The organism is Gordonia sp. NPDC058843, from assembly GCF_042743165.1.
Lineage (GTDB): Bacteria > Actinomycetota > Actinomycetes > Mycobacteriales > Mycobacteriaceae > Gordonia.
In genome coordinates this window covers 20,769-47,464 of sequence record NZ_JBHYNC010000039.1, presented here as the reverse complement: position 1 = coordinate 47,464, position 26,696 = coordinate 20,769, and the positions used below count along the sequence as shown (strand labels likewise).

The 26,696-nt window shown below is 67.6% G+C and carries 25 protein-coding genes; 19 read left to right on the top strand and 6 right to left on the bottom strand.

Annotated features, from left to right (window positions below):
• Positions 1 to 295: hypothetical protein (locus tag ACFW3F_RS20465; protein WP_388060645.1), on the top strand; the 295-nt coding region annotated here is incomplete at its 5' end.
• Here the strand turns inward: ACFW3F_RS20465 and ACFW3F_RS20460 are convergent.
• Complete coding sequence (locus tag ACFW3F_RS20460) at positions 245 to 1,342, bottom strand: class I SAM-dependent methyltransferase (RefSeq protein ID WP_388060643.1); 1,098 nt, start codon at positions 1,340 to 1,342, stop codon at positions 245 to 247. The genes ACFW3F_RS20465 and ACFW3F_RS20460 overlap by 51 nt on opposite strands.
• Before the next feature lie 485 nt (positions 1,343 to 1,827).
• Between ACFW3F_RS20460 and ACFW3F_RS20455 the strand changes: the two genes are divergently transcribed.
• From ACFW3F_RS20455 to ACFW3F_RS20415, 9 genes are read left to right on the top strand one after another with little or no spacing between them, the layout of a single operon-like run.
• The gene (locus ACFW3F_RS20455; RefSeq protein ID WP_388060641.1) at positions 1,828 to 2,712 is read left to right on the top strand and encodes a glycosyltransferase family 2 protein; all 885 of its coding nucleotides are present in this window, start codon (positions 1,828 to 1,830) and stop codon (positions 2,710 to 2,712) included.
• Complete coding sequence (locus ACFW3F_RS20450; RefSeq protein WP_388060639.1) at positions 2,702 to 4,036, top strand: lipopolysaccharide biosynthesis protein; 1,335 nt, start codon at positions 2,702 to 2,704, stop codon at positions 4,034 to 4,036. The genes ACFW3F_RS20455 and ACFW3F_RS20450 overlap by 11 nt, the downstream gene beginning before the upstream one ends.
• Positions 4,036 to 5,721 carry a glycosyltransferase family 2 protein gene (locus tag ACFW3F_RS20445; RefSeq protein ID WP_388060637.1) on the top strand — a complete coding sequence of 562 codons (1,686 nt, stop codon included), beginning with the start codon at positions 4,036 to 4,038 and terminating at the stop codon, positions 5,719 to 5,721. The genes ACFW3F_RS20450 and ACFW3F_RS20445 overlap by 1 nt, the downstream gene beginning before the upstream one ends.
• The gene (locus tag ACFW3F_RS20440) at positions 5,718 to 7,451 is read left to right on the top strand and encodes a hypothetical protein (protein ID WP_388060635.1); all 1,734 of its coding nucleotides are present in this window, start codon (positions 5,718 to 5,720) and stop codon (positions 7,449 to 7,451) included. Before ACFW3F_RS20445 ends, ACFW3F_RS20440 begins: the two co-directional genes overlap by 4 nt.
• A complete protein-coding gene (locus ACFW3F_RS20435) occupies positions 7,448 to 8,713 on the top strand; it encodes a hypothetical protein (protein WP_388060633.1) in 1,266 nt (421 codons plus the stop codon). Before ACFW3F_RS20440 ends, ACFW3F_RS20435 begins: the two co-directional genes overlap by 4 nt.
• Entirely contained in the window at positions 8,710 to 9,891 is a 1,182-nt protein-coding gene (locus ACFW3F_RS20430; RefSeq protein WP_388060631.1) for a glycosyltransferase family 4 protein, read from the top strand. The genes ACFW3F_RS20435 and ACFW3F_RS20430 overlap by 4 nt, the downstream gene beginning before the upstream one ends.
• Positions 9,888 to 10,649, top strand: a complete 762-nt coding sequence (locus tag ACFW3F_RS20425; protein WP_388060629.1) for an alpha/beta hydrolase — start codon at positions 9,888 to 9,890, stop codon at positions 10,647 to 10,649. The genes ACFW3F_RS20430 and ACFW3F_RS20425 overlap by 4 nt, the downstream gene beginning before the upstream one ends.
• Positions 10,622 to 11,833 (top strand): glycosyltransferase, encoded by a 1,212-nt coding sequence (locus ACFW3F_RS20420; protein ID WP_388060627.1) that lies wholly within the window; start codon positions 10,622 to 10,624, stop codon positions 11,831 to 11,833. The genes ACFW3F_RS20425 and ACFW3F_RS20420 overlap by 28 nt, the downstream gene beginning before the upstream one ends.
• A gap of 32 nt (positions 11,834 to 11,865) precedes the next feature.
• Entirely contained in the window at positions 11,866 to 12,627 is a 762-nt protein-coding gene (locus tag ACFW3F_RS20415; RefSeq protein WP_388060625.1) for a glycoside hydrolase family 16 protein, read from the top strand.
• 290 nt (positions 12,628 to 12,917) lie between these two features.
• Here ACFW3F_RS20415 and ACFW3F_RS20410 read toward each other — a convergent pair whose 3' ends face one another.
• A complete protein-coding gene (locus ACFW3F_RS20410; RefSeq protein ID WP_388060623.1) occupies positions 12,918 to 13,487 on the bottom strand; it encodes a 2'-5' RNA ligase family protein in 570 nt (189 codons plus the stop codon).
• Between the two features lie 225 nt (positions 13,488 to 13,712).
• Between ACFW3F_RS20410 and rpsA the strand changes: the two genes are divergently transcribed.
• Complete coding sequence (rpsA, locus tag ACFW3F_RS20405) at positions 13,713 to 15,194, top strand: 30S ribosomal protein S1 (protein ID WP_388060621.1); 1,482 nt, start codon at positions 13,713 to 13,715, stop codon at positions 15,192 to 15,194.
• A gap of 77 nt (positions 15,195 to 15,271) precedes the next feature.
• On the opposite strand, the gene ACFW3F_RS20400 is transcribed toward rpsA, so the two are convergent.
• Together ACFW3F_RS20400 and ACFW3F_RS20395 are read right to left on the bottom strand one after the other, a co-directional pair.
• Complete coding sequence (locus ACFW3F_RS20400) at positions 15,272 to 15,874, bottom strand: SWIM zinc finger family protein (protein ID WP_388060619.1); 603 nt, start codon at positions 15,872 to 15,874, stop codon at positions 15,272 to 15,274.
• On the bottom strand, positions 15,871 to 17,331 hold the full coding sequence (locus tag ACFW3F_RS20395; RefSeq protein ID WP_388060617.1) for a DEAD/DEAH box helicase: 1,461 nt from the start codon (positions 17,329 to 17,331) through the stop codon (positions 15,871 to 15,873). Before ACFW3F_RS20395 ends, ACFW3F_RS20400 begins: the two co-directional genes overlap by 4 nt.
• A 27-nt stretch (positions 17,332 to 17,358) precedes the next feature.
• On the opposite strand from ACFW3F_RS20395, the gene ACFW3F_RS20390 reads away from it, so the two are divergent.
• The 5 genes from ACFW3F_RS20390 (at position 17,359) to ACFW3F_RS20370 (ending at position 21,478) form a co-directional block, all read left to right on the top strand.
• A complete protein-coding gene (locus ACFW3F_RS20390; protein ID WP_388060615.1) occupies positions 17,359 to 17,574 on the top strand; it encodes a hypothetical protein in 216 nt (71 codons plus the stop codon).
• 120 nt (positions 17,575 to 17,694) lie between these two features.
• On the top strand, positions 17,695 to 18,441 hold the full coding sequence (locus ACFW3F_RS20385) for a TetR/AcrR family transcriptional regulator (protein WP_388060613.1): 747 nt from the start codon (positions 17,695 to 17,697) through the stop codon (positions 18,439 to 18,441).
• Positions 18,442 to 18,564: 123 nt separating this feature from the next.
• Entirely contained in the window at positions 18,565 to 19,800 is a 1,236-nt protein-coding gene (aztD, locus tag ACFW3F_RS20380; protein ID WP_388060611.1) for a zinc metallochaperone AztD, read from the top strand.
• Between the two features lie 129 nt (positions 19,801 to 19,929).
• Entirely contained in the window at positions 19,930 to 20,826 is an 897-nt protein-coding gene (gene coaE, locus ACFW3F_RS20375) for a dephospho-CoA kinase (protein WP_388060610.1), read from the top strand.
• Positions 20,827 to 21,070: 244 nt separating this feature from the next.
• Positions 21,071 to 21,478 (top strand): hypothetical protein, encoded by a 408-nt coding sequence (locus tag ACFW3F_RS20370; RefSeq protein WP_388060649.1) that lies wholly within the window; start codon positions 21,071 to 21,073, stop codon positions 21,476 to 21,478.
• A 19-nt stretch (positions 21,479 to 21,497) separates the two neighbouring features.
• Here the strand turns inward: ACFW3F_RS20370 and ACFW3F_RS20365 are convergent, their stop codons facing one another.
• On the bottom strand, positions 21,498 to 22,088 hold the full coding sequence (locus ACFW3F_RS20365; RefSeq protein WP_388060608.1) for a DUF402 domain-containing protein: 591 nt from the start codon (positions 22,086 to 22,088) through the stop codon (positions 21,498 to 21,500).
• A 113-nt stretch (positions 22,089 to 22,201) separates the two neighbouring features.
• Here ACFW3F_RS20365 and ACFW3F_RS20360 point away from each other — a divergent pair, with 113 nt between their 5' ends.
• The 3 genes from ACFW3F_RS20360 to ACFW3F_RS20350 all read left to right on the top strand — a co-directional run bounded on the left by ACFW3F_RS20360 (position 22,202) and on the right by ACFW3F_RS20350 (position 25,693).
• Complete coding sequence (locus ACFW3F_RS20360; protein WP_388060606.1) at positions 22,202 to 22,879, top strand: hypothetical protein; 678 nt, start codon at positions 22,202 to 22,204, stop codon at positions 22,877 to 22,879.
• Between the two features lie 20 nt (positions 22,880 to 22,899).
• Positions 22,900 to 25,056 carry an excinuclease ABC subunit UvrB gene (uvrB, locus tag ACFW3F_RS20355; RefSeq protein WP_388060604.1) on the top strand — a complete coding sequence of 719 codons (2,157 nt, stop codon included), beginning with the start codon at positions 22,900 to 22,902 and terminating at the stop codon, positions 25,054 to 25,056.
• 193 nt (positions 25,057 to 25,249) lie between these two features.
• The gene (locus ACFW3F_RS20350; protein WP_388060602.1) at positions 25,250 to 25,693 is read left to right on the top strand and encodes a universal stress protein; all 444 of its coding nucleotides are present in this window, start codon (positions 25,250 to 25,252) and stop codon (positions 25,691 to 25,693) included.
• 58 nt (positions 25,694 to 25,751) lie between these two features.
• Here ACFW3F_RS20350 and ACFW3F_RS20345 read toward each other — a convergent pair whose 3' ends face one another.
• Positions 25,752 to 26,654, bottom strand: coding sequence for a hydroxymethylglutaryl-CoA lyase (locus ACFW3F_RS20345; protein WP_388060600.1), 903 nt, complete (start codon positions 26,652 to 26,654; stop codon positions 25,752 to 25,754).
• Positions 26,655 to 26,696 lie beyond the last annotated feature (42 nt).

Below are 26,696 nucleotides of genomic sequence, written 5' to 3'. Positions count from 1 at the left end.
CGAGCTCGGACGGAGTGAACCGGCCGCCCTGATCCTCGGGGCCATCCGGCGCGCGAGCGAGGTGGCCGGGTCCGATCCGTTCGGCAGTGACGTCGAACGACTCCGCTCCGCCGAGAGCCGCATCCGGTCCGCTCTGGGCGACACGACGACAGATGATCTCGTCGCGACCGGTGGCGCCGTGAGGCCTGCTGATGTCGTCGACGTCGCCGTCACCGCGTTGGGTACCGCACGCGCGTCGACGAGATCAGGTCGTCAACTCGTAGAAGCGGAAGAAGCTGAAGTCCTCGATCGGTAAGACCTCGACGCCGGTGTAACCCGCATCCTGCGCGTACTGCCGGAGGATCGAGGACCGGAACACGGTGCCGGTGGCCGCTGACGGGGGCGAACTCATCGAATCCGGCAGACAGACCAGTAGCGAGAACCCGTACATGATCTTGTCGAGATCGTCTGCGGGACCTGCGAACTCCTCGGACACCGCTTCGTCCATGACGATCAGTGAGGCGCCGGGAGCCAGCGAGCCCCGGACCGCGGTGAGGACCTCGACCGGCCGGGGCATGTCGTGTAGGCACTCGAATGCGAAGGCGGCGTCGAACGGACCGTGCCCCGCCGCCTCGTCACCGTCGGCGACGAGGAACGTGACGCGCTCGGTGACCCCCGCGGCCGCGGCGTTCGCCTGGGCCATCGCGACCGACGCCGCGTCGACGTCGAGGCCGACGAATGTCGCTTCCGGGTAGGCCCGGGCCAGTGCGATGGTCGAGTGGCCTGCCCCGAACCCGACGTCGGCGACGCGCGCGCCCGGGCGCGACAGCTGTTCGTGAAGGTGTGTGACGCCGGCAAGCGCCGGCGCAAGTCGGGCATCGAACCACGGCCGGTTGAGGTCGGCCTGGCACTCGCGCGCGTCGGCGCCCAGGGTTTCCCAGCTCACCCCGCCTCCGTGCCGGTAGGCGTCCAGCAGCTCCGGTAGGTGGCGTGCGGACGCCGCGAACATGCGCGGAAGCGCGCCGAGATAGGACAGGCTCGAGGTGTCGATGAGTACCTCGGCGACGCCCGGCGAAATGGCGAAGGTGGGCGGCTGAGTGGTCAGGTCCGCATCGAGAATGCCGAACGCGCTCTGCATTTCGAGCCACTCGCGGGCGTAACGTGCGTCGGTTTCGGTGCGTTGCGCCAGTCCGTCGGCGGTGAGGGGCCCGGATTCGGACAGGCATCGATACCACCCGAGCCGCTCGCCGAGGTAGACGCTCATGGTCTCGGCGGTGGCGAGAGTCGAGGTGAAGAGTCTCTCGGCGAACTCGTCGGCGCTCGGCGCTGGTCGGTCGGCGGCGGGTTTCAGTGTTTCGGTCATGGCCCGATCTTGGCGCCGGCGCCTCTCACGTCGCTCTCACGGTGGTCACGAACTCATCGCCGGTCCCGCCCGGGCGCGCGAACTGCGGCCCGAGGAACATTCCGGAAGGTACGGAAATAGGGCTTCGTCGGCCGCCCCAGATTAGGGGTGAATCGCCGTTGAAGGGCGCTCGGCATTCATTGACTCTTTCGGCCGGCGGCCCGAAACGGATTGGTGCGCAACACTAACCTCTTCAGTGATCTAACTCACTGAGTTTAAGTGCGCTGTTCACACTTCCGCGATTGCGCACATAGGGGTTCTGTGCCAAATTGGATTCAGCGATGCCCGGGGGGAAACCTTTCCGGGGGGAATGGTTCCGGCGTCGCCCGCCCCGAGTCTCGAGGGCTTCATGCGCAACTCATCGGTCCGACGGGCCGCGAACGCGGCGTGTCGGACCGGCCATGTGGTGAGCGCTTCATTTCTGGTCGACCGGAAAAGGTTTTGTCATGGGGGAGAATCAATTCACTCCCGGGGAGGGCTCTGCTGTCCCCGGGATCTGGGACCATCTGCCGCCGGGCGCTACGCGCCCGACGGTGTCGGTGATAGTGCCTGCGATGAACGAGGCAAAGAATCTGCCGCATGTCGCGGCGCGGATGCCGCCGGATGTCGACGAGATCGTGGTCGTCGACGGGCATTCGGTCGACGGGACGGCGGCGGTAGGCCGTGCCCTGTGGCCGGACGGCGTCCACATCACGCAGTCCCGTAAGGGCAAGGGCAATGCGCTCGCCTGTGGTTTCGAGGCCGCCGCCGGCGAGATCATCGTGATGATCGACGCGGACGGAAGTACCGACCCGCAGGAGATCTCGCGGTTCGTCTCGTCGCTCGTGGACGGAGCGGACTACGCGAAGGGTTCACGCTTCGTTGCCGGCGGCGGCAGCGCGGACATCACCCGGGTCCGACGCGTCGGAAACTGGGGACTGAATCTGGTTGTCAATAGTCTCTTCTCGTGCCGTTTCACCGATCTGTGCTACGGCTACAACGCGTTCTGGCGGCAGTGCCTTGCCGTCATGCAATTGCCGTCCACAGTGGAGAGCGATCCGCAGTGGGGTGATGGGTTCGAGATCGAGACCCTCATCAACGTCCGCGTCGCGGTGAGCGGCCTCCGGGTCGCAGAGGTGCACAGCTTCGAGGCGAATCGGATCCACGGGGAGAGCAATCTCAACGCGGTCAGTGACGGATTGCGGGTGCTCCGGACAATTCGCCAGGAATTCACCCATCAGCGAAGGTCGATTCGGTCGACGAGCCCGGTGCGAGTCGTCCGGCCCTCGAGGCCGGCTGAACCGGAACAGCGTGACGACGCAGGCTGGGCGAGATCCCGCCGTGTCAGCTGACCTCGACGCCCGGACCCCACCCTCACGATACGGCGCCCAACGGGTGCACCGCGACGCCATCGCGGTAGCACTCGGCTCGGTGATCAATGCTGTTCTCGGGGTTGCATTCTGGGCATTTGCTGCGCGGTTCGTGGTTCCGGCCGAGCTCGGCGTGATGACCGCGGTCCTGTCGGTCATCACGGCCGTCGGTTCGGTCATCGCCGCGGGGGTCGGGGACGCTTACACGGCGGTTCTGCCGGCAGTCGGACGCGCTCGTCCGGCGGTGTTCCGGCGCGGTTTGCGGTTGTCGGCACTGTTGTCGGTCGTGGCCGGCGTCACCAGCGGGCTGATCGTCGTCGCATCGCTGACCGAGGTGCGTGCCGACTACGCGGTCGCCGCGCTCATCGCCGTCGGCATCGTCGCCTGGTCGGCGTACGGCCTGCAGGGCTCGACGCTGATCGCCATCGGGCGGGCCAACTGGGCACCACCGTCGAACATCGCGCACGGAGTCGTCAAGATCGTCGTGCTGCCGGCGCTCTGTGCCACCATCGCGTGGCAGAGCGTGCCCGTGGCGGTGGTGATCGCCTCCGTGGGAATGGTGGTGGTTCTGCGTCCGGCGATCAAGCGTCTGATCGACACCAGCGACGGTCTCCCCACGACCGGGACCATCTCCGAGGATCAGGCGATGGTCGAGTTCCGCCGCGTCGTCACCCGCACCACCGCGTTGTCGGGGTTGAACCTGGGCGTTCTCGCCCTGACGCCCTTCCTCGTCACGCTTTTCGCCGGTCCCGGCGAGGGTGCTCGATTCGCCCTCGTCTTCTCGATCGTGGCCACGCTCGATTTCATCGGTGCATCGATGGCGGTGTCGCTCGCGGTCCATGCATCCGGTGAGCCAGGGTCTGCCGCGGCGATGGCAAAGAAGCTCTTGGCACGTTCGGGCGTGGTGACCGTGCTGGGATCGATCGGCGCCGCGGCGGTCGTGCCGGTTGCCCTGTACGCGCTGAACCCCGCGTACGACATGGGTTCGACCCTCGAGGTGGTCGTGATCCTGTGTGCGGGATCGATGATCCGCTTGCCCTATCTGGTGTGGGCGGCCCTCCGGCAATCGGAACGGCGACTCCGGGCGCCTCTGGTGCTCAGTGGCGCCACCGCGATCCTCCTGTTCGCGATGATGCCGGTGTGCTGCGCGGCGCTTGGCGCCGTCGGTGCCGCCTGGGCCATTCTCGCGCACCAGGCAGTACTCACCGCAGGAGCGGGAATCGTGTTCGCGCGCAATTACTTCGGCGACCATGGACGTGGTCGGGGAGCGGTGCCCCGCTCGTCGTCTCGGAAGAAGGGGAACTGATGAGAGACACCGTGACGGGCGCCGGGCCCGCGATGCTGGCGCCGGTGAGACGGCTCGACGGGGATGGTCCGGCGTGGCCGGGTGCCATCTGGGTGGGGCAGGTCGAGGACGGTTACATCCCCTCGGCGCATATCCCGGTGATCGACGGCTCGGGTTTCTCGCAGGCGCGGTTCCTCGTCTGGCGAGACGGCCGACCACTCGGGTTCGTCCAGGTCCCACTCACCGACGACACCGTCGACGGGTCGATCCTGCGTGCACGTGCCGCCGACCTGCCCCGGACGTCGGTGCTCCCGCGTCGACGGACCACGCCCGGGGTCTCGGTGGTGATCTGCACTCGGGACCGGCCGGACCACCTGGCGCGTCTGCTGGCGAGCCTCGTCGCACTCGACTACCCGGAATACGAGATCGTGGTGGTGGACAACAACCCGGCGAGCGGTGTCACCCGCCCCGTCGTCGAGGCGGCTTCCGGCGTCTCGGTGCGCGTTGTCGACGCGGTCGGGCAGGGACTGTCCATCGCGCGCAATGTCGGTGTCCGCCATGCCACCCACGACATCGTCGCGTTCACCGACGACGACGTGGTGATCGACGCGCAGTGGCTCGCCCACCTCGTGATCGGCTTCGAACGCGACGAGCGGGTGGCCTGTGTGTGCGGGATGGTGCCGACCGTGGAGGTGCTCACGCCCTCGCAGGCCTGGTTCGACCATCGGGTGAGCTGGGCGCGGCGATGGGAGCCGGCGCTCTACGGGCTCGACGATCACGCGGCGGACGACGATCTGTTCCCGCTACGCGTGTCGGAGTTCGGGACCGGCGCCAATTTCGCTGTGCGCAAGGCGGCTGTGATCGCACTCGGCGGGTTCGACGAGGCACTCGGTGCCGGTTCACCCGCCGGGAGCGGCGAGGACATGGACATCTTCGTCCGGATTCTGCTGTCGGGACGACTCCTCGCGAGAGAACCCGCCGCGGTCGTCTGGCACAGCCACCGGGAGACCGTCGCCGAACTCGACAAGCAGATGCACGACTACGGAGTCGGGTTGAGTGCCCTGCTCGTCAAGATGCTGGTGCATCCGCGCACCATGGTGATGGTCGTCAAGCGACTCGTGGTCGGTGTCCGTCACCTGGGAGCGGTCACCGATGTCGAGCACGACGCGGCGCTCACCGCCGAGCCCGGTCTCGCGACCGTCCGCCGGCGAGAGCTGACGGGAGTGGCGCGAGGTCCCTGGAAGTTGCTGCGCGGCAGACTCGCCGGTCGGAGCGGTGCACCATTGCGCGACCGTGCGCGGGGGATCACCGGCGTCCTGGACTTTCGTCGCGAGCAGATGTGGGGCGACCCCCGCAACACGATCCTGTCCGGTCGCCTGGCCGGCGTCGCCGTCTGGTGCGGCGCGATCGGTGTGCTGGCGGCGACCGGTGTGCTGCCAGGAGTGCTGCAGGCCTCGGCCGTGGCGGTGTTCGTGCTGGCGGGTCCCGGTTGTCTCGCTGTCTCGTTCTCTCCGCACCTGCCGGGTCCGGCACGATGGGCGCTGGTCCCGACGCTCGGCTCAGCCGTCTGCGCGTTGTCCGTGACCGGTCTGCTGATGGCGGGTTTCTGGCACCCGTGGATCGTGCTGGCGGGGCTCGGGGTGCTCACGTCCGCCGGTGGGTTGGCGTGGGGCACCTATCTCGCATCGCGGGTGGTGCGGCGATGACGGCCGCCCAGACGATGGAGCGCGATGCCACTGCCGCGGGCGGGCCGGCAAGCGGTGCGTCGAGCACACCGATGCGCCGGACCTGGCGCACGGCCGCGCCGTGGGTGCTGCTGGCCCTGTGCGCTGCATGTTTCGTCCACGGAGTCCGGACGATCCCGACGTCGGCCTTCAGTCAGTTCGGGCTACTGGTCGGGGCGTCGCCGACGTATGCGACCTCGATTGTCCTGGCGGCGTTGGGGTTCGGAGTCGCTATACGGCAACGTAATTCGTTCGCAGCGGTGACCGCGATCATCGCCATGGTCATCTGTCAGCGGCTCCCGAGAGCGATCTCCACCGAGGCGCCGATGTATGCGTGGACCTACAAACACCTGGGTGTCGTCGACCATGTCCAGCAGAGTGGTTCGCTCGCGCACGGTGTCGACGTCTACAACGGATGGCCCGGCCTCTTCGCGCTGACCGCCTGGCTCGGCGAACTGACCGGGATCGAGCCGATCGACATCGCACACGGATTCACCCCGGTGTACTGTCTCGCGCTGGCGGGCCTGGTCTACGCCGCGGCGCGTGCCTGGCAGCTGACGCGGGACCAGGGTCTGGTGGCGACTTTCCTCGTGGTGTCGCTGAACTGGGTGGAGCAGGACTACTTCGCACCGCAGGCTTTCGCCATACTCCTCACGGTCGGCATCCTCGTGCTCTTCGGGCTCTCCCGGACCAGACCCACGGGGACCCTCGCCCTCCTGATTCTGTTCGCGGCCCTTGCGATCTCCCATCAGCTGACTCCGTACTGGGTTCTCGGTGCCGCCTGCCTGCTCGTGCTGGGACGACAACTCAAGCCCTGGTGGATCGTCCTGCTCATGGGTGCGACCCTTGCCGCTGTTCTGGTCTACAACTTCGACGTCGTGTCGCAGTACACCCTGTTCTCCGGCGACGTCACGGGCAATGCGCGGACAAACGGGGCGGGACAGACCGGGATGGCCGGACAGGTCGTCGCGAGCTGGGTGATGCGACTGCTGACGGTCTCGCTGTGGGCGGCCACCGCGGCGGTCCTGCTGGTCAGATGGCGTCGTCGCCAACCGGTGTGGGCGCTGGGGGTCCTCGCGCTGAGTCCCATTCTCATCCTCGGGGGTCAGAGCTACGGGGGCGAGGCGGTGTTCCGGGTGTTCCTGTACTCGCTCGTCGGTTGTGCATTCGTGCTGTCGCCGGTTCTGGTGAGCGGATTGCGCTCTCGGCGCCGGACATTCGTGCCGGCACTCGCGGCGCTCCTCGTGGTGACCGCGATGGCCGCACAGGCGTCCTCGGCAAACTGGTATACGAACCTGATCGGCGAGCCGCAGGTGGCGGCAAGCGAGGAAGTGCTGGGCGGCAGCGTTTTTCCCGCCTATGTGACCCCACTCGTACCGGTATGGCCGGAGCGCAGCACCGGCGACTACGTGCGCTTCGCGCAATACACCGACACCTACGACCACTCACTGATGTTCGTACCCGGCATGCGCGGTAGGAGTTTCGCGTCCGGCGGGGACTACCAGCTGTTCATGTCGGTCGTGACCGGTCGGGACCGACCGACCTATCTCGTCCTGTCCGAACCGATGCGGGCCTACGGTGCCTACTTCGGATTGTTCCCGGCCGATTCGGCCGCGAACCTGCGCTCCCATGTGTCCACCGACCCGCGCTGGGAGGTCGTCGACGAGCGACCCGGCGTGTGGGTCTACCTGTACGAGGAGGTTTCGAGATGAGATATGCCGTGATGGGCGAGACTGCGATCAGGAGCACCGCTGAGGCCGAGTCTCTTTCGGTGCAGAGGCGCGACCGTCCCTGGGTCGGAACGGTGTTGAGCCTCCTGCTGGGCCCCATCGACCTACCTTCCGTCGACGGCGTCCGGGCGGCGCTGGCCCGGGTCGCGGACGAGAACCCGCATGCCCGGATCGGATGGCGACTCGACCGCGATGCCCTGCGCTGGAAGCCCGGGCAGCCGACCGATGCCATGGTGAGCGAGGGTGAACCGTGGACCGATTCCACCGACATCGGTGAGGTCGTGGATGCGATGGTCGAGAACGCCGACCCGCACCTGCCCCTGCAGTTCGTCGTGTTCCCGGATCATCTCGGGATGGTCGTCTGGCACGCGCTGGGCGACGGACGGAGTAACGGGGCCCTCATCGAGGCGGTGGCAGGCGCGGCGTCGTCCGGCGAGTACAAGCCGGTGGCCTCGCACCCCTCGGGGCGGGCGCCGATTCTCGCCGCCGCCTGGTCGACCTTCGGTCGAAATCCGCAGCGACTGCGAGCGGCTTTCGCTGACCGGCCGGATCGTCCGGCGACGCCTCCGCCTGGTCTGACCGTGCCGTGGCGACCGTCGCGCAAGACGCTGTACGCAAGCATCGACGGCGCGGTTCGCGACGAGGCGGTGTCCGCCGCGCGGGCGGCGGCGGGCAAGGTCAGCAACTTCGCGGTCGTCGCCTTCGCCGTCATCCGTGCACTGCGTGAGGCCGGCATCGCCGTCGCGCCGATCTCGAATGTGGTTGTCGACCTGCGGACTTACCTCGATGGGGACTGGATCAACGGTAACTTCCTCGGATCGCTTCCCATCCGGGTCGACGACGACACCTCGATCGCCGATGTGTCGCAATCGATCCGATCGGGATTGCGGACGGGGCGACCCCTCGCCGGGGCGGTCCTGTCGTCCGCGCGCACCGGCGGACGGCGACATCGCACGGCGGTCCCCGACTCGGTCGACCGGTTGATGCCCGCGGTCGTCTCCTTCTCCGATGTCGGTATGCGTACCGACATCCCGTTCGCTCCCGGTGACCGCCCGCTGTACGCGAGCAGTTCCGAACCCGACGGGCCGCACGGTGTGACGGTTGTCGCCCTGCACACCCGCGAGGCGAGTCTGCTGTCGGTGTCGTTCCACGACAACGTTGTCGATGCCGGCCGCGTCGAGGCGGCGCTCACCGCGCTGACACTCGACTTCGGCACGATCGTCGCGGGAGGGAAGGTGCGGTGATCAAGGTCCTCGCGGTGTCGCCGTCGCCCGACGTGACCGGCGCCGAGCAGAGCCTGCTCAACGTCGCGGGGCTCCTCGAGCGGTCCGCAGTGCAGATGACACTGGCTGCTCCGGCAGGCGGAACCTTCGAGAAGCGCTGGCGTGAGACGGGTCTCGGGTTTCACGCAGTCGATGTCCCAGCCCGGCAGGGACTGCGGTCCGCCGACGGCCGGCGATGGCATGGTCTGCGTGAACTGGTGACCGGTGTGTTGCGGACGGTGCAGGCCATCAGTCGACTCGTTCGCTCCGTTCGGGCCACCGACGCCGACGTGATCCACTCGAATCTGCTGATGACGCACGTCGATTGCGTGATAACCGGGTTGCTCACCAGGGCGAGGCCGGTGCTCGAACTCCACGAGATAGTTGCTCCCGGTCTTCCGCGGCAGCTTCTCGGTGCGCTCATCCGCCTGTCCGGTGCGACCATCGCCATCAGCGAAGCGTCACGCGAACAGGTACCGAAGTGGGCACGGGCCGGCGTGGTCGTCATCCCGCAGTGCGTCGACACCCGCCGATTCGACTCCCACCGAGACGGGTACGGCGCGGCCGACCCCGGATGGCGCGGACGACTCGCGGCTCACCCGGATGAACCGGTCGTGGCCGCAGTGGGTCGCGTCGACCCCGAGAAGGGACTGCATGTCCTGATCAGGGCGGTTGCGCGGTCCCGAGAGATGGGCCACCCGGTGCAGCTGGCCCTGGTGGGTTCGCCGGGGACCGACGATGGACGGTACCTGTCGGGGCTGACCGTCCTCGGTGCGGAACTTCTCGGCGAGGCCGTGCGGGTCGTCCCGCACACCGACGACATCGCGGGTGTGCTCGGCGCGATCGACATGCTCGCCTGTCCGTCTTTCGCAGAACCCTTCGGCATGATCCTGCTGGAGGCGCAGTTGTGCGAGATCCCGGTGATCGCCTGCCGGTCGGGTGGCCCGGCGGAGTTCATCGAGGACGGCGACACCGGGCTGCTCGTCAGGCCCGGGGACGTCGACGATCTCGCCGCGGCGCTCGTGCGCCTCGTCGAGGACGACGCCCTGCGCGGGCAACTCGCGCGATCCGGCCGCGACCGTGTGCGCGGTGAGTACACCGCTCCGGTGCGCGCGGGTCGGATCGGATCGCTGTACCAGCGTGTGGCGGCGGTCCGGTGACGTGCCGGGCCGGCCTCGTGATGGCCCTGGCGGCTGTGCTCGCGTCGACAGGGTGCTCGTCGGTAGACGACGGGCTCACCCGTGACCGCGTGGTCGTCGACGGGGAGAACACCTTGAGCGTCGTCGACGCGAACGTGACCACGCGAGGCGTCGTGGTCTACTTCCACGGACTCGACGAGGATGAGTCGATCCTCGACAAGGATGATCCGCACCGCGACCTCGTGCGCGACCTCACGAATGCGGGATATGCGGTGGTGGCCAGTCGTGCCGGAGGGAACGCATTCGGAAACAAGGCATCCCAGGTCAACTACGCAGAGTTGACGACCTGGGCGGCCGATCGGTATCGCGTCTCCGATGTCTTCTTTCTCGCGGAGTCGATGGGAGCGATCGCCGCGGTGAACCTGTTGGCGAAAGACCCGGGTCCGCGACCTCGTGGGCTGGCTGCGATCGGGCCCGCGCTGAGCTTCGAGGAGGCGGCCGACGACTACCGGACGAGTATCGCGGACGCGAACCCCGACCCGGCGGAGGTCGATCCGATGAAACTGCCGGTGGAGTCGTTGAACGGTAGCAACATCCGCTTGTACGTGAGCCCCGACGACACCCTGGTGCCGACGTCGACGAACGCCGACGCGTTCCGCGCACGGTTCGGTCGTGTCGCGGACATCTCGATCGTCGAATGCACGGGACCACACCTGGCTCCGTCGTGCCTGCAAGGAGAGGACGTGGTGACATGGTTCAACGATCTAGCCCGGTGGTGATCGAGACGGCGCGCACACGGTCGGCCCCGGACACCGGCGTCGAACGGGTCATGGTCGTGGGCTCCGGGCCGTACTTCCTGAGCGGAATCAGCTACTACACACACGCTCTCAGCGAAGCGCTCGGCGAACGGTACGACACCTCCGTCATCCTGATGCGACGCCTGCTGCCGACCCGGATGTACCCGGGAGCCGACCGGGTCGGCTCGCCGATCGCCGACCTGGAGTATCCCCGGGCCGTCGATGTGTACGACGGAGTCGACTGGTTCTGGTTCCCGTCCATCTTCCGGGCCCTGTGGTTGCTGTGGCGGCGGCGTCCGCAGGTGGTCACCTTCCAATGGTGGACCGGGACGGTCGCCCACACCTATCTGTTGGTCGCGGCGGTCGCGCGGTGCCGTGGATCGCGAATCATCATGGAGATGCACGAGATACAGGACACCGGCGAAGCGGACATACCTTTCGTGCGCCGGTACACCTGCGCGATGATGACACTCCTGCTGCGGCTCGTCGACGGCTTCGTCATCCACTCCGAGGCGGATCTGATGCCGCTCGCTACCACCTATCCGATCGGTTCGAAGCCGGTCGAGGTCGTCCGGCACGGGCCCTTCCGGCAATACTCGTCGAGTCCGGAACCGACTCGAACGGCGCCGGCCGACTGCACCAACCTGACCTACTTCGGCACCATCCGGCCCTACAAGGGCCTCGAGGATCTCATCTCTGCGTTCGAGACTCTCGAGAACCCGGAACGCTTCTGGCTGACCGTCATCGGTGAGACCTGGGAGGGATGGGACCTGCCCGCCGAACGCATCCGCACGAGCCCGCTCGCGCATCGGATCACCTTCGTCAACCGATATGTGACCGATGCCGAGGCCGCGAGCTGGCTCGCCGGCGCCGACGCGCTGGTCCTGCCGTACCGGAGGTCGTCGGCCAGCGGCCCACTGCACGTCGGCATGTCCCTCGGTCTGCCGGTGGCGGTCACCGATGTGCCGTCCCTGACGGAGGCCGCACAGGGTTACGACGGCTGTGTGTTCTTCCCGTCGGGCGACATCGGGGCCCTGCGTGCTGCCCTCGCGGCCGTGGCGACGATGCGGGCGACGACCTTCGAGGACCCCGCGTCCTGGCAGCACTCGGTGCGGGCGTACGGATCTCTCATGGGCCGACTCGATGTCCGGACCGGCCGCCGGTGAACCGTCATCGTGCGCCCGGCCGGTCCGTTCGGATGCGCCATCCATACCTCTGGATCGCAGTGCCACTGGCGGTCATTGCGATCGTCGCAACCCTCGCGCTCGCCGGCGGTCATCATCTCGGCGTCGGGTCGTCGTCGGCGGACGCGGAACGTTGCACCGCCACCGCGGCGCAGCGGGGCAGTTGGGGGAGTCCATCGAGACTGGACCCATTCGACACCGAGGCATCTCTGGACAACTGGTGGCTCTACGACGGCCCGGGGCATGCGGGCAATGGCCGGCGCACCCCCGACGCGGTCGCGGTGACGGACGGGAACCTGGTGATCAGCGCCCGTCCGGACGGCAGTTCGGGAGGAATGGCCGTTCGGGGCGGCGGCAGCAGATACGGACGCTGGGAGATCTGCGCACGGGCGTCGGTGGCCGCGCCCACGTGGCATGCGGTCGCCCTGCTGTGGCCCGACACCAACGACTGGCCGGTCGGCGGAGAGATCGACTTCATGGAGATGATCGACCCGCTCCGGCGCTCCGTCGAGTACAACCTCCACTACGGTGCACAAGACGACATCGAGCACCACCGGGTGGACGTCGATGCGACGAAATGGCATGCCTGGGCGGTGGAATGGACGCCGAGACGCATCGCGGTGTTCCTCGACGGGGAGCTGTGGGCGCAGAGCACCGATGTCTCCCGGTTCCCGCCACGCTCGATGCACCTCTGCCTCCAGCTCGACAACTTCGGCGGGCCGACGGTGCCCGGCGGCGAGCTGGTCGTCGACTGGGTGGCCGAATATCCGGTGTGACGGCCGTATCCCGTCAATATCGGTGGTCGCCGGTCACGCTTGGGTACTCTGTCGCCGTGGGTGACGAGACCTGCCGATGCGGTCACGACCGTTCGGCTCACGAGCACTACCGGGCGGGCACCGACTGCGCGATGTGCGGCGCCCGCTCCTGTCCCCGGTTCCGTCGGAACTCCCGGCTTCGTCGTCTCCTCGGCGCATTGCCCGGCCGGCCGGGCTCCGGGCCCACCTGACTGATCCGCTCTGCGGTTCCCGAACCGGTGACCGCAGCGTCGGGTCCGGATGGGCTTCGTTCAGCAGGCCCGTCCCGCGAGCACGACGTCGATTCCCGCGTCGGGGTCCCAACGACGGAGTGCGGTGAACTCGCCGATGATCTCCGCGCGCGGGTCGAGGATCTCGAGTGCCCGGACGAGCTGGTCGGAGTCCATCCGTCGGGCGAGGGTGACATGGGGAGTCCACTGACCAGGTGCGGTGTGCGCGAACGGCGTCGCGCGGCTTCCGGATGCTGCGGAGTCGGCGGCCGGCCCTGATCCGACGAACTCCGCGGACAGCCGGGAGACCTGCGCATGGACCGAGAGCAGGTCGGTCGACGGCACCACCAGCCGCGCGAGCGTCGATCTGCTGCCGAAGACGATCGGAGCGCCGAGTCGCATGCCGACGGGAAGGCGCATGGCGACCCCGGCGAGCGCCGCATCGGCGAGGGGATCGATGCGCGCCGCAGCCACGAGGGTCACATGGGGCCGGTTGGTCGTCGAGGCGACCCGCCCCTGATGGGGCAATCCGGCGGCGGCAAGGGCTGCCCATTCGGACCGAACCTGCTGGTCGGACGAGTCGTCGAGGAGGAGTTCGAGTGAGTGCGCCACGTGGGGATGGTCTCACTTCCCGCGCGGGGTACGTCGGAGCCGGCCTCGCCCGAGTGGCCATTTGCCCAGCACAACGACGCTGGAGTAGGCTTCTACACGCGCGTGTGCCCGATGACGCGCGAATCGTACCTGCCCGACCGGTGACAGGCCGGTCCAGGCGGTGTCGATCACACAGAGCTTGAACAAATCGTACCTACTACTCACCTGTCCGGAGCACCTCAACATATGTCGTCCCCCACGATCACCTCGCCGCAAGTAGCCATCAATGACATTGGCACTGCCGAGGACTTTCTCGCCGCCATCGATTCCACGATCAAGTACTTCAACGATGGCGACATCGTGGAAGGCACCATCGTCAAGGTCGATCGGGACGAGGTTCTGCTCGACATCGGTTACAAGACCGAAGGCGTCATCCCTTCTCGCGAACTGTCGATCAAGCACGACGTGGACCCCAATGAGGTCGTCAACGTCGGTGACGAGGTCGAAGCCCTGGTCCTCACCAAGGAGGACAAAGAAGGCCGTCTGATCCTCTCCAAGAAGCGTGCGCAGTACGAGCGGGCGTGGGGCACCATCGAGGAGCTCAAGGAGAAGGACGAGGCCGTCAAGGGCACCGTCATCGAGGTCGTCAAGGGCGGCCTGATCCTGGACATCGGTCTGCGCGGCTTCCTCCCGGCATCGCTCGTGGAGATGCGTCGCGTCCGCGATCTGCAGCCGTACATCGGCAAGGAGATCGAGGCCAAGATCATCGAGCTCGACAAGAACCGCAACAACGTGGTCCTGTCGCGTCGTGCATGGCTCGAGCAGACCCAGTCCGAGGTTCGCAGCGAGTTCCTGCACCAGCTGCAGAAGGGCCAGGTCCGCAAGGGCGTCGTGTCCTCGATCGTCAACTTCGGTGCGTTCGTCGATCTCGGCGGCGTCGACGGTCTGGTCCACGTCTCCGAGCTGTCCTGGAAGCACATCGATCACCCGTCCGAGGTCGTCGCCGTGGGCGACGAGGTCACCGTCGAGGTCCTCGACGTCGATCTGGACCGCGAGCGTGTGTCGCTGTCGCTCAAGGCAACCCAGGAAGATCCGTGGCGTCAGTTCGCCCGCACCCACGCGATCGGTCAGATCGTGCCGGGCAAGGTCACCAAGCTGGTGCCGTTCGGTGCGTTCGTCCGCGTCGACGAGGGCATCGAGGGTCTGGTCCACATCTCCGAGCTGGCCGAGCGTCACGTCGAGGTGCCGGATCAGGTTGTCGCCGTCGGTGACGACGCGATGGTCAAGGTCATCGACATCGATCTCGAGCGTCGTCGGATCTCGCTGAGCCTCAAGCAGGCCAACGAGGACTACACCGAGGAATTCGACCCGTCGAAGTACGGCATGGCCGACAGCTACGACGAGCAGGGCAACTACATCTTCCCCGAGGGCTTCGACGCCGAGACCAACGAATGGCTCGAAGGCTTCGAGAAGCAGCGTGAGGCATGGGAGGCCCGGTACGCCGAGGCCGAGCGTCGCCACAAGATGCACACCGCCCAGATGGAGAAGTTCGCCGCTGCCGCCGCCGAGGCCGCCAACGCCCCGACCGACTACTCGTCGGCATCGGAGAGCCGCGGAGGTTCCTCGTCGACCAGCAGCAGCTCGACCGGTGGGTCGTCGACCGGTGGTTCGCTGGCCAGCGACGAGCAGCTCGCCGCACTGCGCGAGAAGCTGTCGGGCAACGCCTGACACGCATCGCTCACTGAGCACCACAGAGAAGCCCTCCCGGGAAACCGGGAGGGCTTCTCTCGTTGGCCCCAGGCGGGTCACCCGGGCAGATCGGTGCGGTGTCCCGCCTGCCAGTAGTCCCGGACGTCGAAGGTGGTCAGTGCTGTCCACCTCGGTGGCATCCGCGACGGCGTGTCCGGGCCAGATGTGGGATCGCCGGGCGCACCACCGGGCGGTGCCTCGAAGTCGCGCAGGGCAAGGGCGAGGGCGGGCTCGCGATCGATGGCAGCGGCGAGGGCGTACAGGGTGGCCAGGATGTGCAGACACCGGTCGCCGCGGGCGCGACAAGAACAGTCGGCCACCTCGAGACCCGCGGGCGCCCACGATGGTCCCTGGACCAGCCTGCGGTGGATGTCGTCGGTCGGCTCGGTGGCCGAGCCCAGCATCTCTCGCAGGGCGGCCGCCGTGGCCGAGGTCATCGGGTCGAATTCGAGATGTGCCACCGATGCCTCGCCACCACGTTGCACCAGACCGCTGACCGAGCGTCCCTCGACGGTGAGGGTGACACCGCCGTTGCGGGCGACACTGCGGGCGCGTGGCGCCAGGGGGTTGGGGGAGCGGGTCGAAATCGGCTCGGCGAGCCGGACGATCTCCGCACCCCAGCGGCTGAAGCCGAACTCAGCGGGACGGTCGGCGGTCATCGCACCTCCCGATTGCGCCGCAGCACGTCGATCAGCCGTTCATCGCTGAGGCCGGTCAGCTCGGCGAGGGCCGAGGTGTCGTCGGCGTGCGCGCTGAGTGCGGACTTGCGCCGGTGCAGATCGTCGATGTGCTCTTCGAGCGAGGTGGCCGAGGTCAGGGTTGTGATCGTCACCGGACGCTGCTGGCCGATGCGGTGCACCCGGTCGGACGCCTGGGCCTCGACTGCCGGGTTCCACCAGCGATCGAAATGGATGACGTCGCACGCGCGTGTCAGGGTCAGTCCGACGCCGCCGGCCTTGAGACTCATCACCATCACGCCGGGGCCGCGGCCCGCCTGGAAGTCGGCGACGAGTTCGTCGCGCCGGCTCGCCGGGAGACCACCGTGGAAGAACGGGGCATCGACGGCGAACTGTTCGGCGAAGTGACGGACGAGCAGTTCGCCGGTGTCGCGGTACTGGGTGAAGACGAGCGTGGGGGAGTCCGTGCGCAGGTTGTCACCGAGTATCTCCGTGCACACATCGAGCTTGCCCGAGCGGCCTGCGAGTACGCGGGTGTCACCGGTGACCAGACCCGGATGGTTGCAGATCTGTTTGAGTCGGGTGAGCGTGGCGAGAATCCTTCCGTGCCTCTCGAATCCGTCCCCGAAGCCACCGTCCGCCACGTGTGCGAGGTGGGCGTCGTAGAGCTGTGCCTGCTCGTCGGTCAGATCGACGAGCACAGGATTCGGCATCTTCGGAGGGAGTGCCGAGGCCACGCGGGATTTGGTGCGCGCCAGCATCACCGGCGACACGGCCACCCGTAGTCGCTGCAGAGCGCCGCTGTCGCCGTCGTCCACGGCCTTGGTGAACCTGCGTCGGAACACCGCCCGGTGCGGGAACAACGTGGGCGCGGTGACGCGGAGGATCGCCCAGAGGTCGTCGAGACTGTTCTCGACGGGAGTGCCCGTCAACGCGACCCGAGCCCGGGCGTCGACGGCGCGCGCCGCGCGCGAGACCTGGGTGCGCGGATTCTTCAACGCCTGTGCCTCGTCGAACACAACTGTCGCCCAGGGATGGCGGCGCACCGCGTCGATGCTCAACCGCAGCCTCGCGTAGGAGGTCACGGTGATCGAACCGGGTCCGTCCGAAGCCTCCCGGAGTGCGCCGGTGTGCACGTCGAGAGCGGGTGCGAAGCGGGTGACCTCATGCGCCCAGTTGGTCACCAGGCTCGTCGGGCAGACGACCAGCTGTGGCCCCTCGTGTGCCCGCAGCGTCAACAGCCCGATCGCCTGCACGGTCTTGCCGAGCCCCATCTCGTCGGCCAGAACGGCGCCGCCGGTGACCTCGGTGGTGCGAGCCAGCCACGCGACGCCGCGAATCTGGTACGGCCGCAGCGTTGCTCGTAGCACGCCGCGTAGCGCGTCCTCGGTGGCGAGGGAGTCCTGCAGTGCGGCGCGGGCGAAATCCGCAGTCGTCATCGCGGTACCGGTGGGGTCGACCTCGGCATGGGCGGCGAGCGGCAGTGGCGTCGTGTACTCGCCCGCGAGCGCGCGTCGCCAGGCGTGGACGGACTCGGCGACCCGGCTGTGATCACCGGTCTCGCGGGTGGTGAGTGCCGGGCTGTCGACGAGGTCGCAACCGACGTCGCGGACGACGAGGCCGCGGCCGTGGGGAACCGCGAGACGGCAGGTCTCCGGCCGATCGGCGTCGGGGTCGTGTGACGACCAGAGAGCGAACTGGTGGAGATCCGGCAGATAAGTGGCCTGGATGGTCAGCTGGGCACCCCTCTTGGTACGGTGTACGGAGTTTTACTCGGTACACCGTACGGGAAAGGATTCGTCGTGTCGACCGCCGATGACGCACGCGTGCTGGTCCGACTGCTGTGGCGGGCCGAGGCCGGCGTCGAGGCGCCGCGGCGTGGGCCGCGGCAGCGGGTGTCCGTCGACGACATCGTGACGACTGCGATCCGTCTGGCGGATGCGAACGGACTCGGCGCGGTGTCGATGCGCGCTCTGGCCGCCGAACTGGGTATCGGGCCGATGAGTCTCTACACCTACGTGCCGACACGTGACGTGTTGGTGGCGCTCATGGTCGACCAGGTCACGGCCGAGGCCTCGGTGCCGTCGCCCTCGCCCACGGTCCTGGAGTCGCTGGCGAGGGTGGCTCGTGTGCTGCGGGCCGAGTATCTGGCCCATCCGTGGTTGCTGGAAGCGACGCCGTGGCGTCAGGTACTCGGCCCGCACCGGCTGTTCCGCTACGAACGGCAACTCGAGCTCCTCGAAGAGCTCGCCATCTCGGATATGCAGCGAGACAACATCATTGCGTTGGTCGGCGCTTTTGTCACCGGCAATGCGCGAGAGGCGGTCGGGGAGCGTCGCGCCGCGGTGGAGACGGGGATGACCGATGCGCAGTGGTGGGAGGTCGTCGGCCCCGAACTCGCCGCGGTCATGCCCGCGGGTGTGTTTCCGCTCGCGGGGCGGGTCGGTAGCGCGGTCGGTGAGGTCCATCAGGCGCCCGGCGCCCCGGACGATGTCTTCGAGTTCGGTCTCGCCCGGGTGCTGGACGGATTGCGGCCGCTGCTGCGTTGAGGGTCGTCGATCGCCGCATGCCGGCGCCACGGGGGCGGATCGGCGTGCGCGGCAACTGTGCTCGGGTCCGCGCGAATACATGCGTTGTTGACAATCATTTTCATCCGACTGTTCACTGTTCGGGTGTTTGCACAACGGACAAATCTGACCCGACCTCTGGCGCTTCTGGCTGCCGCATCCTTTGCACTCGTCGCCTGCGGGAGCGAGGATTCGAGCGAATCCACCCCCGCCGCCTCGAGTTCGGCAAAAGCCGTCGAACAGCAGAGCGCCACGCCGCGTCTCGCGCTGAGTTACGACGGCGGCATCCTGGTTCTCGACGCGGAGTCGCTGGAGCAGGTGGCCGACCTCCCCGTCGACGGCTTCATCCGGCTCAACAGCGCCGACAACGGACGCAACGTGTTCGTCTCCGAGTCGGACGGGTTCCGGGTTCTCGACATGGGCACCTGGACGCGCCAGCATGGCGATCACGGGCACTACTACACGACCACTCCGGCCCTCACCGACATGACGTTCGGCGGCGAGGAGCCGGGACACGTCGTGCCCCATGACTCGCGGATCGCGCTCTTCACCGATGGGACGGGCGAGGTCGACATCGTCGAGCCCGCCGAACTCCTGCGTGGTAACCCGGCGTCGACCTCCTTCAAAGTCCCTGAGCCCCATCACGGCGTCGCGGTGTTCCGTGAGGACGGCACCGTTGTCGTCACCGTCGGCAACGAGGACGAGCGCAGCGGGATCGCCATCCTCGACGGCGACCGCAAGGAGATCGTGCGCAACGACCAGTGCCCGGGTGTGCACGGTGAGGCCGCCGGCGCGGACGGGGTCCTCGCGTTCGGCTGCGAGGACGGCCTCCTCATCGTGAACGGCAACGACATCCGCAAGGTCGACAGCCCCGACGCATACGGTCGGATCGGCAACCAGGCCGGTAGCGAGGAGTCCCCGATCATCCTCGGCGACTACAAGTCCGATCCGGACGCCGAGCTCGAACGGCCGACCCGATTCTCGCTCACCGACACCCGCACCGGTCAGCTCCGGCTCGTGGATCTGGGCACCTCGTACAGCTTCCGCTCCATCGAGCGTGGCCCCGGCGGATCCGGCGTGATCCTGGGAACCGACGGCGCCCTGCATGTCTACGACGTCAACACGGCCGCGAAGACCGCCACGATCCCGGCGATCGGCGCGTGGACCGAACCGGACGAGTGGCAGTCCCCGATGCCGAACGTCGTGGTGCAGGAGAACATCGCCTACGTCAGTGATCCGGCGGCCAAGAAGATCGTCGCCATCGACCTGAACACGAACGAGAAGGTCGGGGAAGCGGACCTGCCGCACGAGACCATCGAACTCACCGCGGTCACCGGCTGACCCACAGCTCGAGGAGACCTCGTCTCGATGCCGTGATCCCGAACAGGGATCACCACGCGCGAGACGAGGTCTCTGCCTGTCCCGGGGCCGTCCGGGCCGGCAGCGGGAACGTTTGTCAGACTGGGGGGCGTGATCAGGCTTGGACTGACCGGTGGCATCGGAGCCGGCAAATCGACCGTGGCCAAGACATTCGTCGAGCGAGGCGCGTTCATCATCGACGCGGACAAGATCGCCAGGGAGGTGGTCGAACCGGGGTCGGAGGGCCTGGCCGCGCTCGTCGAGGCGTTCGGGCCGGAGATCCTCACCGCGGACGGCGGTCTCGATCGTCCGGCACTCGCCGCGAAGGCGTTCGTCGACGACGAGTCGCGGCAGACGCTCAACGGCATCACACATCCGCTCATCGGTTCACGGACGCAAGCCCTGTTGGACGAAGCCCCGGCGGACGCGATTGTGGTGCAAGACATCCCGTTGCTGGTGGAGAATCACACGGCACCGTTCTTCCATCTGGTGGTGATCGTGTTCGCGGAGGCCGACGTGCGGTTGCACCGGTTGACGACGATGCGGGGTGTCGCCGAGGCCGATGCCCGCGCCCGCATCGCGGCGCAGGCGACCGACGAACAGCGACGTGCCGTCGCCGACGTGTGGCTGGACAATTCCGGCGCACCCGAGGACCTGGCGGCATCCGCGGCCCGGATCTGGGACGAGCGGCTCGTGCCGCTCGAGATGAATGTCCGCGATCGCAGGGTTGCCGAGCCGGTGCCCGGACTCGTGGCGTCCGAGCCGAACCCTGACGGTCCGTCCGCGCGGCTGGTGAATCGTCTGTGGGCGATCGCCGGTGACCTCGCCACCGCGGTCGAGGTCACCGATGCGGCCGCCGCCGGGTTGCAGGTGACCGCGCGTGATGCCGGCGCCGCCGAGTCCTTGGTGGATCGTCTCGCCGACGGTGGATTCGCACCGGCCGGACCGGGTCTGTACGGCTCGTGCGACCCCGGGCGGCCGGCGTCGGTGCGGGTCGTCACCGGATGAGGGACGTTCGGCCCGAAAACTGACTACGAACGTTTCCAAAATGCGTACGGACGACGGTGTGCGCTGCTAGCTTCTGAGTGGCACGCCGCCGCGGTGGCGGTGTGCTCGAGGACAGAGCCCAGGAGTGGAGCGCAGCATGGTCGGTCGGGGACGTAAAGATCGTGAACGCAAAGATCGGGAACGTAGGGATCGGGGACGTAGGGGTCGAGCGCGAGTGGTCGGCGGCGCAGTGACTTTCGTTGCGGTGGCGTGTGCCGGTGTCGCGCTGGCCGCACCGGCCGAGGCGGCCCTGCAGGGCATCGCGGTGGACACGCTGCCGGGTTACGGATCGTCGGCCAACGGCTCGTTCAACTACGGCGTGTACGGCGCGGGTTGCGTGTATGAGCTGTCCGTGCTCGTCGGCAGTCCGGGGTCGGCGAAGTCGAATCTCAAGGTCACTTCCGAGGGTGCGGGTCGGACTGTCACGATCTACGACCGGAAGCCCACGAGTGTCGAGGTCAGGCCGACGTGGCGTCCGTCGGCGCCGGGACGGTACGTACTCAGGGCCACCCTCGACGGAGTCGCGCGGTCGCGCGCGGTCACGGTCGGTACCGGCGTGCAGTTCCCCGAATTCATCCGTGGCGGAGCGTGTTTCGTCCTGCCGACCTACTGAGTCCCACCGGGCCGGAGGTCTACCGGGCGCCGTCTGCGGGTAGGTCGTGGTCGCGAAAGGCGACCACGCCACCCGCCGCGGCGTCCAGCCAGGCCTGGACGTCGTTCCCGTGCTCGGCCGAACCGACGAGCGCGCGCGTGGCGATCGCGACCGCCTCGACGCATTGCGCGGTGTCGAGCAACCCGTCGCGATGCGCCTCCAGTAGCTCGTCGGTGTCGATCAGCACCGGAGGGGTGCCCGGTACGTCGACGAGATCGAGATACCAGTCCTCGGCGTGCCACCGTCCGTCGTCGTCGGGACCGGCGAACTCACCGACGTCCAGGTACAGGCGCTGGCCCTCCCGATAGCCGCCCTGGTAGTGAAAAATGTTGGCGCGCAGTCCCAAAGCGGGCAACAGCCAGGATTCCAGGTGGTCGAACCGCGGATGGCCCGGTGCACGGCGCGACATGTACAGCCCGAATTCGGTGACGCGATACTCCTCGACCTGCCGGACGAAGCCCTTGTTGTCGGTGTTGGTCATGCCGGGCACGTCGAAGGCCTCCCGCTTGGGCGGGTGCAGCCGGTGTGATGCGAGCTCGGTCTCGGCCGCACGTCCGCGGTTGTTCGTCATGCACCGAATCTTGACAGGGCGATCGGGTTCACACCGGACGACCCACGATCTCAGGGTCAAAGCCCGAGTTCTCACCGATGTGCTCGGTGTGTGGTTCGTCGCATGGTCGACCGATGAGGACTTCCAGCGGCGGTGCGGCGAACCGTGCTCACGTACGTGAACGCGCCGCGTCGAGATCGCCTGCCAAGCGCTCCAGGCAGGTGCTCCTGTGGATTCACGTGCTGTCCTCGGTCAGCTGGATGAGTCAGGCGCTCGCGCTGACCGTCCTGATGCTGCATCCGGAGGAAGGAGGCGTCGTCGCGGCGCACGTTCTCGACACCACGGTGCTCGTGGTCTCGGCCAATGTGTCGGCCATGTCGGGGTTCCTCTTGTCGGCGACGACGGCGTGGGGGTTCTTCCTGCACTGGTGGGTGCTCGTGAAGTTCGTGATCACGGTCGGCCAACTCGTCGTCGGGATCGCGGTGCTCTCGCCGTCGCTCGACGCGGCCACACGAACCGGTGCCGAGGCCTCGGTGGGGCTGTTGGTGGCGACGGTCGTGATGGCGACGCTGATCGGGTTCCAGGGCTGGCTGTCGATCGCCAAACCGTGGTCGCGGGTGCCGCACCGGCCTCCGGGGAAGGCGCCGGTCCCGGGTGCCGTGGTCCGTGTCGCGGCGCCCGCAGCGCTCCTCGGCGACGTCCTCGTGTTCGTCGGAGTCGGCCAGCCCATACCGCTCTGCTCGGCGGTCGTGCTCGTCACGGCTCTCGTCGGGCGACGGTTCGCGCACCGAGCGGGAACATCGATGTCATAGGCCGCGTTTACCCTGGCACTATGGCTTTTGCAGCAGAACGCCCCGTCATCGCGCATTCGGAGTTCCGGCCGGTCGGCGAGATCGAGCGGACCGAAGCCCGCCTGGAGGTCGTCAGCGAGTACGAACCGGCGGGCGACCAACCCGCCGCCATCAAGGACCTCACCCGACGGATCAACGCGGGTGAGAAGGACATCGTGCTCCTGGGTGCCACCGGCACCGGAAAGTCGGCGACGACCGCCTGGCTCATCGAGCAGGTGCAGCGCCCCACCCTGGTCATGGCACCGAACAAGACGCTCGCTGCCCAGCTCGCGAACGAATTGCGCGAGATGTTGCCCAACAACGCGGTCGAGTACTTCGTGTCGTATTACGACTACTACCAACCCGAGGCCTACATCGCCCAGACCGACACGTACATCGAGAAGGACTCCTCGATCAACGACGACGTCGAGCGCCTGCGTCACTCGGCGACGTCGAGCCTGCTGTCCCGCCGCGACGTCGTGGTGGTCGCCTCGGTGTCCTGTATCTACGGCCTCGGCACGCCCCAGTCCTATCTCGACCGATCTGTCGAAGTGGAGATCGGGCAGGAGATCGACCGGGATGCGTTGCTTCGACTCCTCGTCGACGTCCAGTACACCCGCAACGACATGTCATTCACCCGCGGCAGTTTCCGTGTACGCGGCGACACCGTCGAGATCATCCCCTCGTACGAGGAGCTCGCCGTCCGCATCGAGTTCTTCGGTGACGAGGTCGAGTCGCTGTATTACCTGCACCCGCTGACCGGGGACGTCGTACGCCAGGTCGACTCGCTGCGCATCTTCCCGGCCACCCACTATGTCGCCGGACCTGAACGCATGGAGAAGGCGATGACGAGTATCGAGCGTGAGCTCGAGGAGCGACTCGCCGATCTGGAGGGCAAGGGCAAGCTGCTCGAGGCCCAGCGCCTGCGCATGCGTACCACCTATGACCTCGAGATGATGCGTCAGGTGGGGTTCTGCTCGGGCATCGAGAACTACTCGCGACACATCGACGGCCGTGCCGCGGGGAGTGCCCCCGCGACGCTCATCGACTACTTCCCGGACGACTTCCTCCTCGTCATCGACGAGTCACACGTGACCGTGCCCCAGATCGGTGGCATGTACGAGGGCGATATGTCGCGCAAGCGCAACCTCGTCGAGTTCGGGTTCCGCCTGCCCTCCGCCGTCGACAACCGGCCACTGACCTGGGACGAGTTCGTGGATCGGATCGGCCAGACGGTGTACCTGTCCGCCACCCCGGGGCCCTACGAACTGGGCCAGTCCAACGGTGAGTTCGTCGAGCAGGTGATCCGCCCGACAGGTCTCGTGGATCCCCAGGTCGTGGTCAAACCCACCAAGGGCCAGATCGACGACCTGGTCCACGAGATCCGCGAGCGGACCGATCGCGACGAGCGCGTCCTGGTGACGACCCTGACCAAGAAGATGGCCGAGGATCTCACCGACTACCTGCTCGAACTCGGTATCCGGGTCCGCTATCTGCACTCGGAGGTCGACACCCTGCGTCGCGTCGAACTCCTGCGCCAGCTCCGCTCGGGCGACTACGACGTCCTGGTCGGCATCAACCTGTTGCGCGAGGGTCTCGATCTCCCCGAGGTGTCCCTCGTCGCGATCCTCGACGCCGACAAAGAGGGCTTCCTGCGAAGCACCACGTCGCTCATCCAGACGATCGGTCGCGCGGCCCGCAACGTGTCCGGCGAAGTCCACATGTATGCGGACAAGATCACCGATTCGATGCGCAACGCGATCGACGAGACCGAGCGACGCCGCGAGAAGCAGGTCGCCTACAACAAGGCGAACGGTATCGATCCGAAGCCGCTGCGCAAGAAGATCGCCGACATCCTCGACCAGGTATACCGCGAGGCCGAGGACGAGTCCGTGGCGGTCGGCGGTTCCGGACGGAACTCCAGCCGCGGACGCCGCGCTCAGGGCGAGGTCTCGAAGGCCGGCAGTTCTGGCGTCATCGAAAAACGTGACGTCTCGCTGATGCCGCGCGCCGAGCTCGCCGATCTCGTGGCCCAGTTGACCGACCAGATGATGAGTGCCGCGCGTGACCTGCAGTTCGAACTCGCCGGGCGACTCCGCGACGAGATCGCGGATCTGAAGAAGGAGATGCGTGGGATGGACGCGGCCGGCATCAAGTGACGCGTCACCGGTGTCGCGCGTGCGATGGTCCGGGTCACCGGTGGCCGGGTCACCGATGTGCCGATCACCACGAACGGGGGACAGACACGTGCGTGGCAAACTAGTGTCCCGGTGCAAGACCCCTGCAGTTTTGGGTATACGCGGTGACGCCTCGCTGATGGGCAGCGAGGCGATTTCATGTCGGGAGGTTGGGATGAGCTCTTACGAAACCGTCGTCGTCGGAACCGACGGCTCCGAGTCGTCGATGAAGGCTGTGGAGCGTGCGGGTGCACTCGCGGGTGACGCCCAGTTGGTGATCGCCTGCGCGTACTTCCCGAACGAGCGCGGAGCCGGCGACGCTGCCGATGTCCTCAAGGACGAGGCGTACCAGGTCACCGGGTCGACCCCGACCGAGGAGATTCTGCGGACCGCGAAGGAACGAGCCAGCAAGGCGGGTGCGACGAACGTGGTGCAGCGCCCGGTCAAGGGTGCTCCGGTCGATGCGCTCCTGCAGCTGGTGAGCGACGTCAAGGCCGATCTTCTCGTCGTGGGCAACCGCGGCCTGAATTCGATCGCCGGCCGGCTTCTCGGGTCGGTTCCCGCCGATGTCGCCCGCAAGTCGGCCTGCGACGTGCTGATCGTGCACACCACCGGCTAGTCGTTTTCGCTGTACCTCACCGCGATCGTCGGTGAGGCCGACAGCAGTTGTCCCCGCCTCAGCGGGCGGCCGGGAAGGGTCCGGCACGTCCGAGGAGCGCGGGGACATCTTTGTGGAGCGCGTTGCCCAGCCACTCCGCGGCGTCGACCAGCCGCTTGAGGTCGACACCGGTGGTGACCTCTGACCGGTCGAGTGCGTAGACGAGGTCCTCGGACGCGATGTTGCCGGTGGCGGCCGGCGCGAACGGACACCCGCCGAAGCCGCCGATACTGGCGTCGAGTGCGCTTGCCCCGGAATCGAGTGCGGTGAGCGCATTCGCGTAGCCGGTGTTGCGCGTGTTGTGGAAATGCCAGCGCTGCGGAATACCGGGAGCGCGCTCCGCGGTGCGGGCGGCGAGGTCGCGAACCTGTGCGGGCACCCCGACGCCGATAGTGTCGGCGATCGCGATCTCGTCCGGGGCGGCCTGGTCGGTCAGCCGGGCGACGATGTCGGAGATCCGGTGCGGGCTCACCTCTCCGGTGAAGGGACAGCCGAACGCGACCGCGATGGTCACCGTCGTCGCGACGCCGGCCGCGCGCGCGTCGCGGACGACATCGACGGCCGCCGCGACGGTCTCCTCGACGCTGCAGCCCTGGTTGCGGCGGCTGAACTCCTCGGTGGCCACGACGACCGCGTTCACCTCGTCGACCGCGGACGCGAGCGCGCGGTCGAGCCCGCGACGGTTGAGGACGAGCCCGATGTAGGAGACACCGTCCACGCGTGGCACCCGCTTCATCACCTCCTCGGCGCCGGCCATCTGCGGTACACGTCTGGGGTTCACGAAGCTGACCGCCTCGATACGGCGAACACCGGCGTCCGCAGCCCGGGTGATGAACTCGACCTTCTCGTCGACCGAGAGCAGGGTCTGTTCGTTCTGCAAACCGTCCCGCGGGCCCACCTCGATCAACTGCACGTCTGACATGGGTTCGATCTTGCCCGTTTCGCGGCCCCGACTCCACGGGCG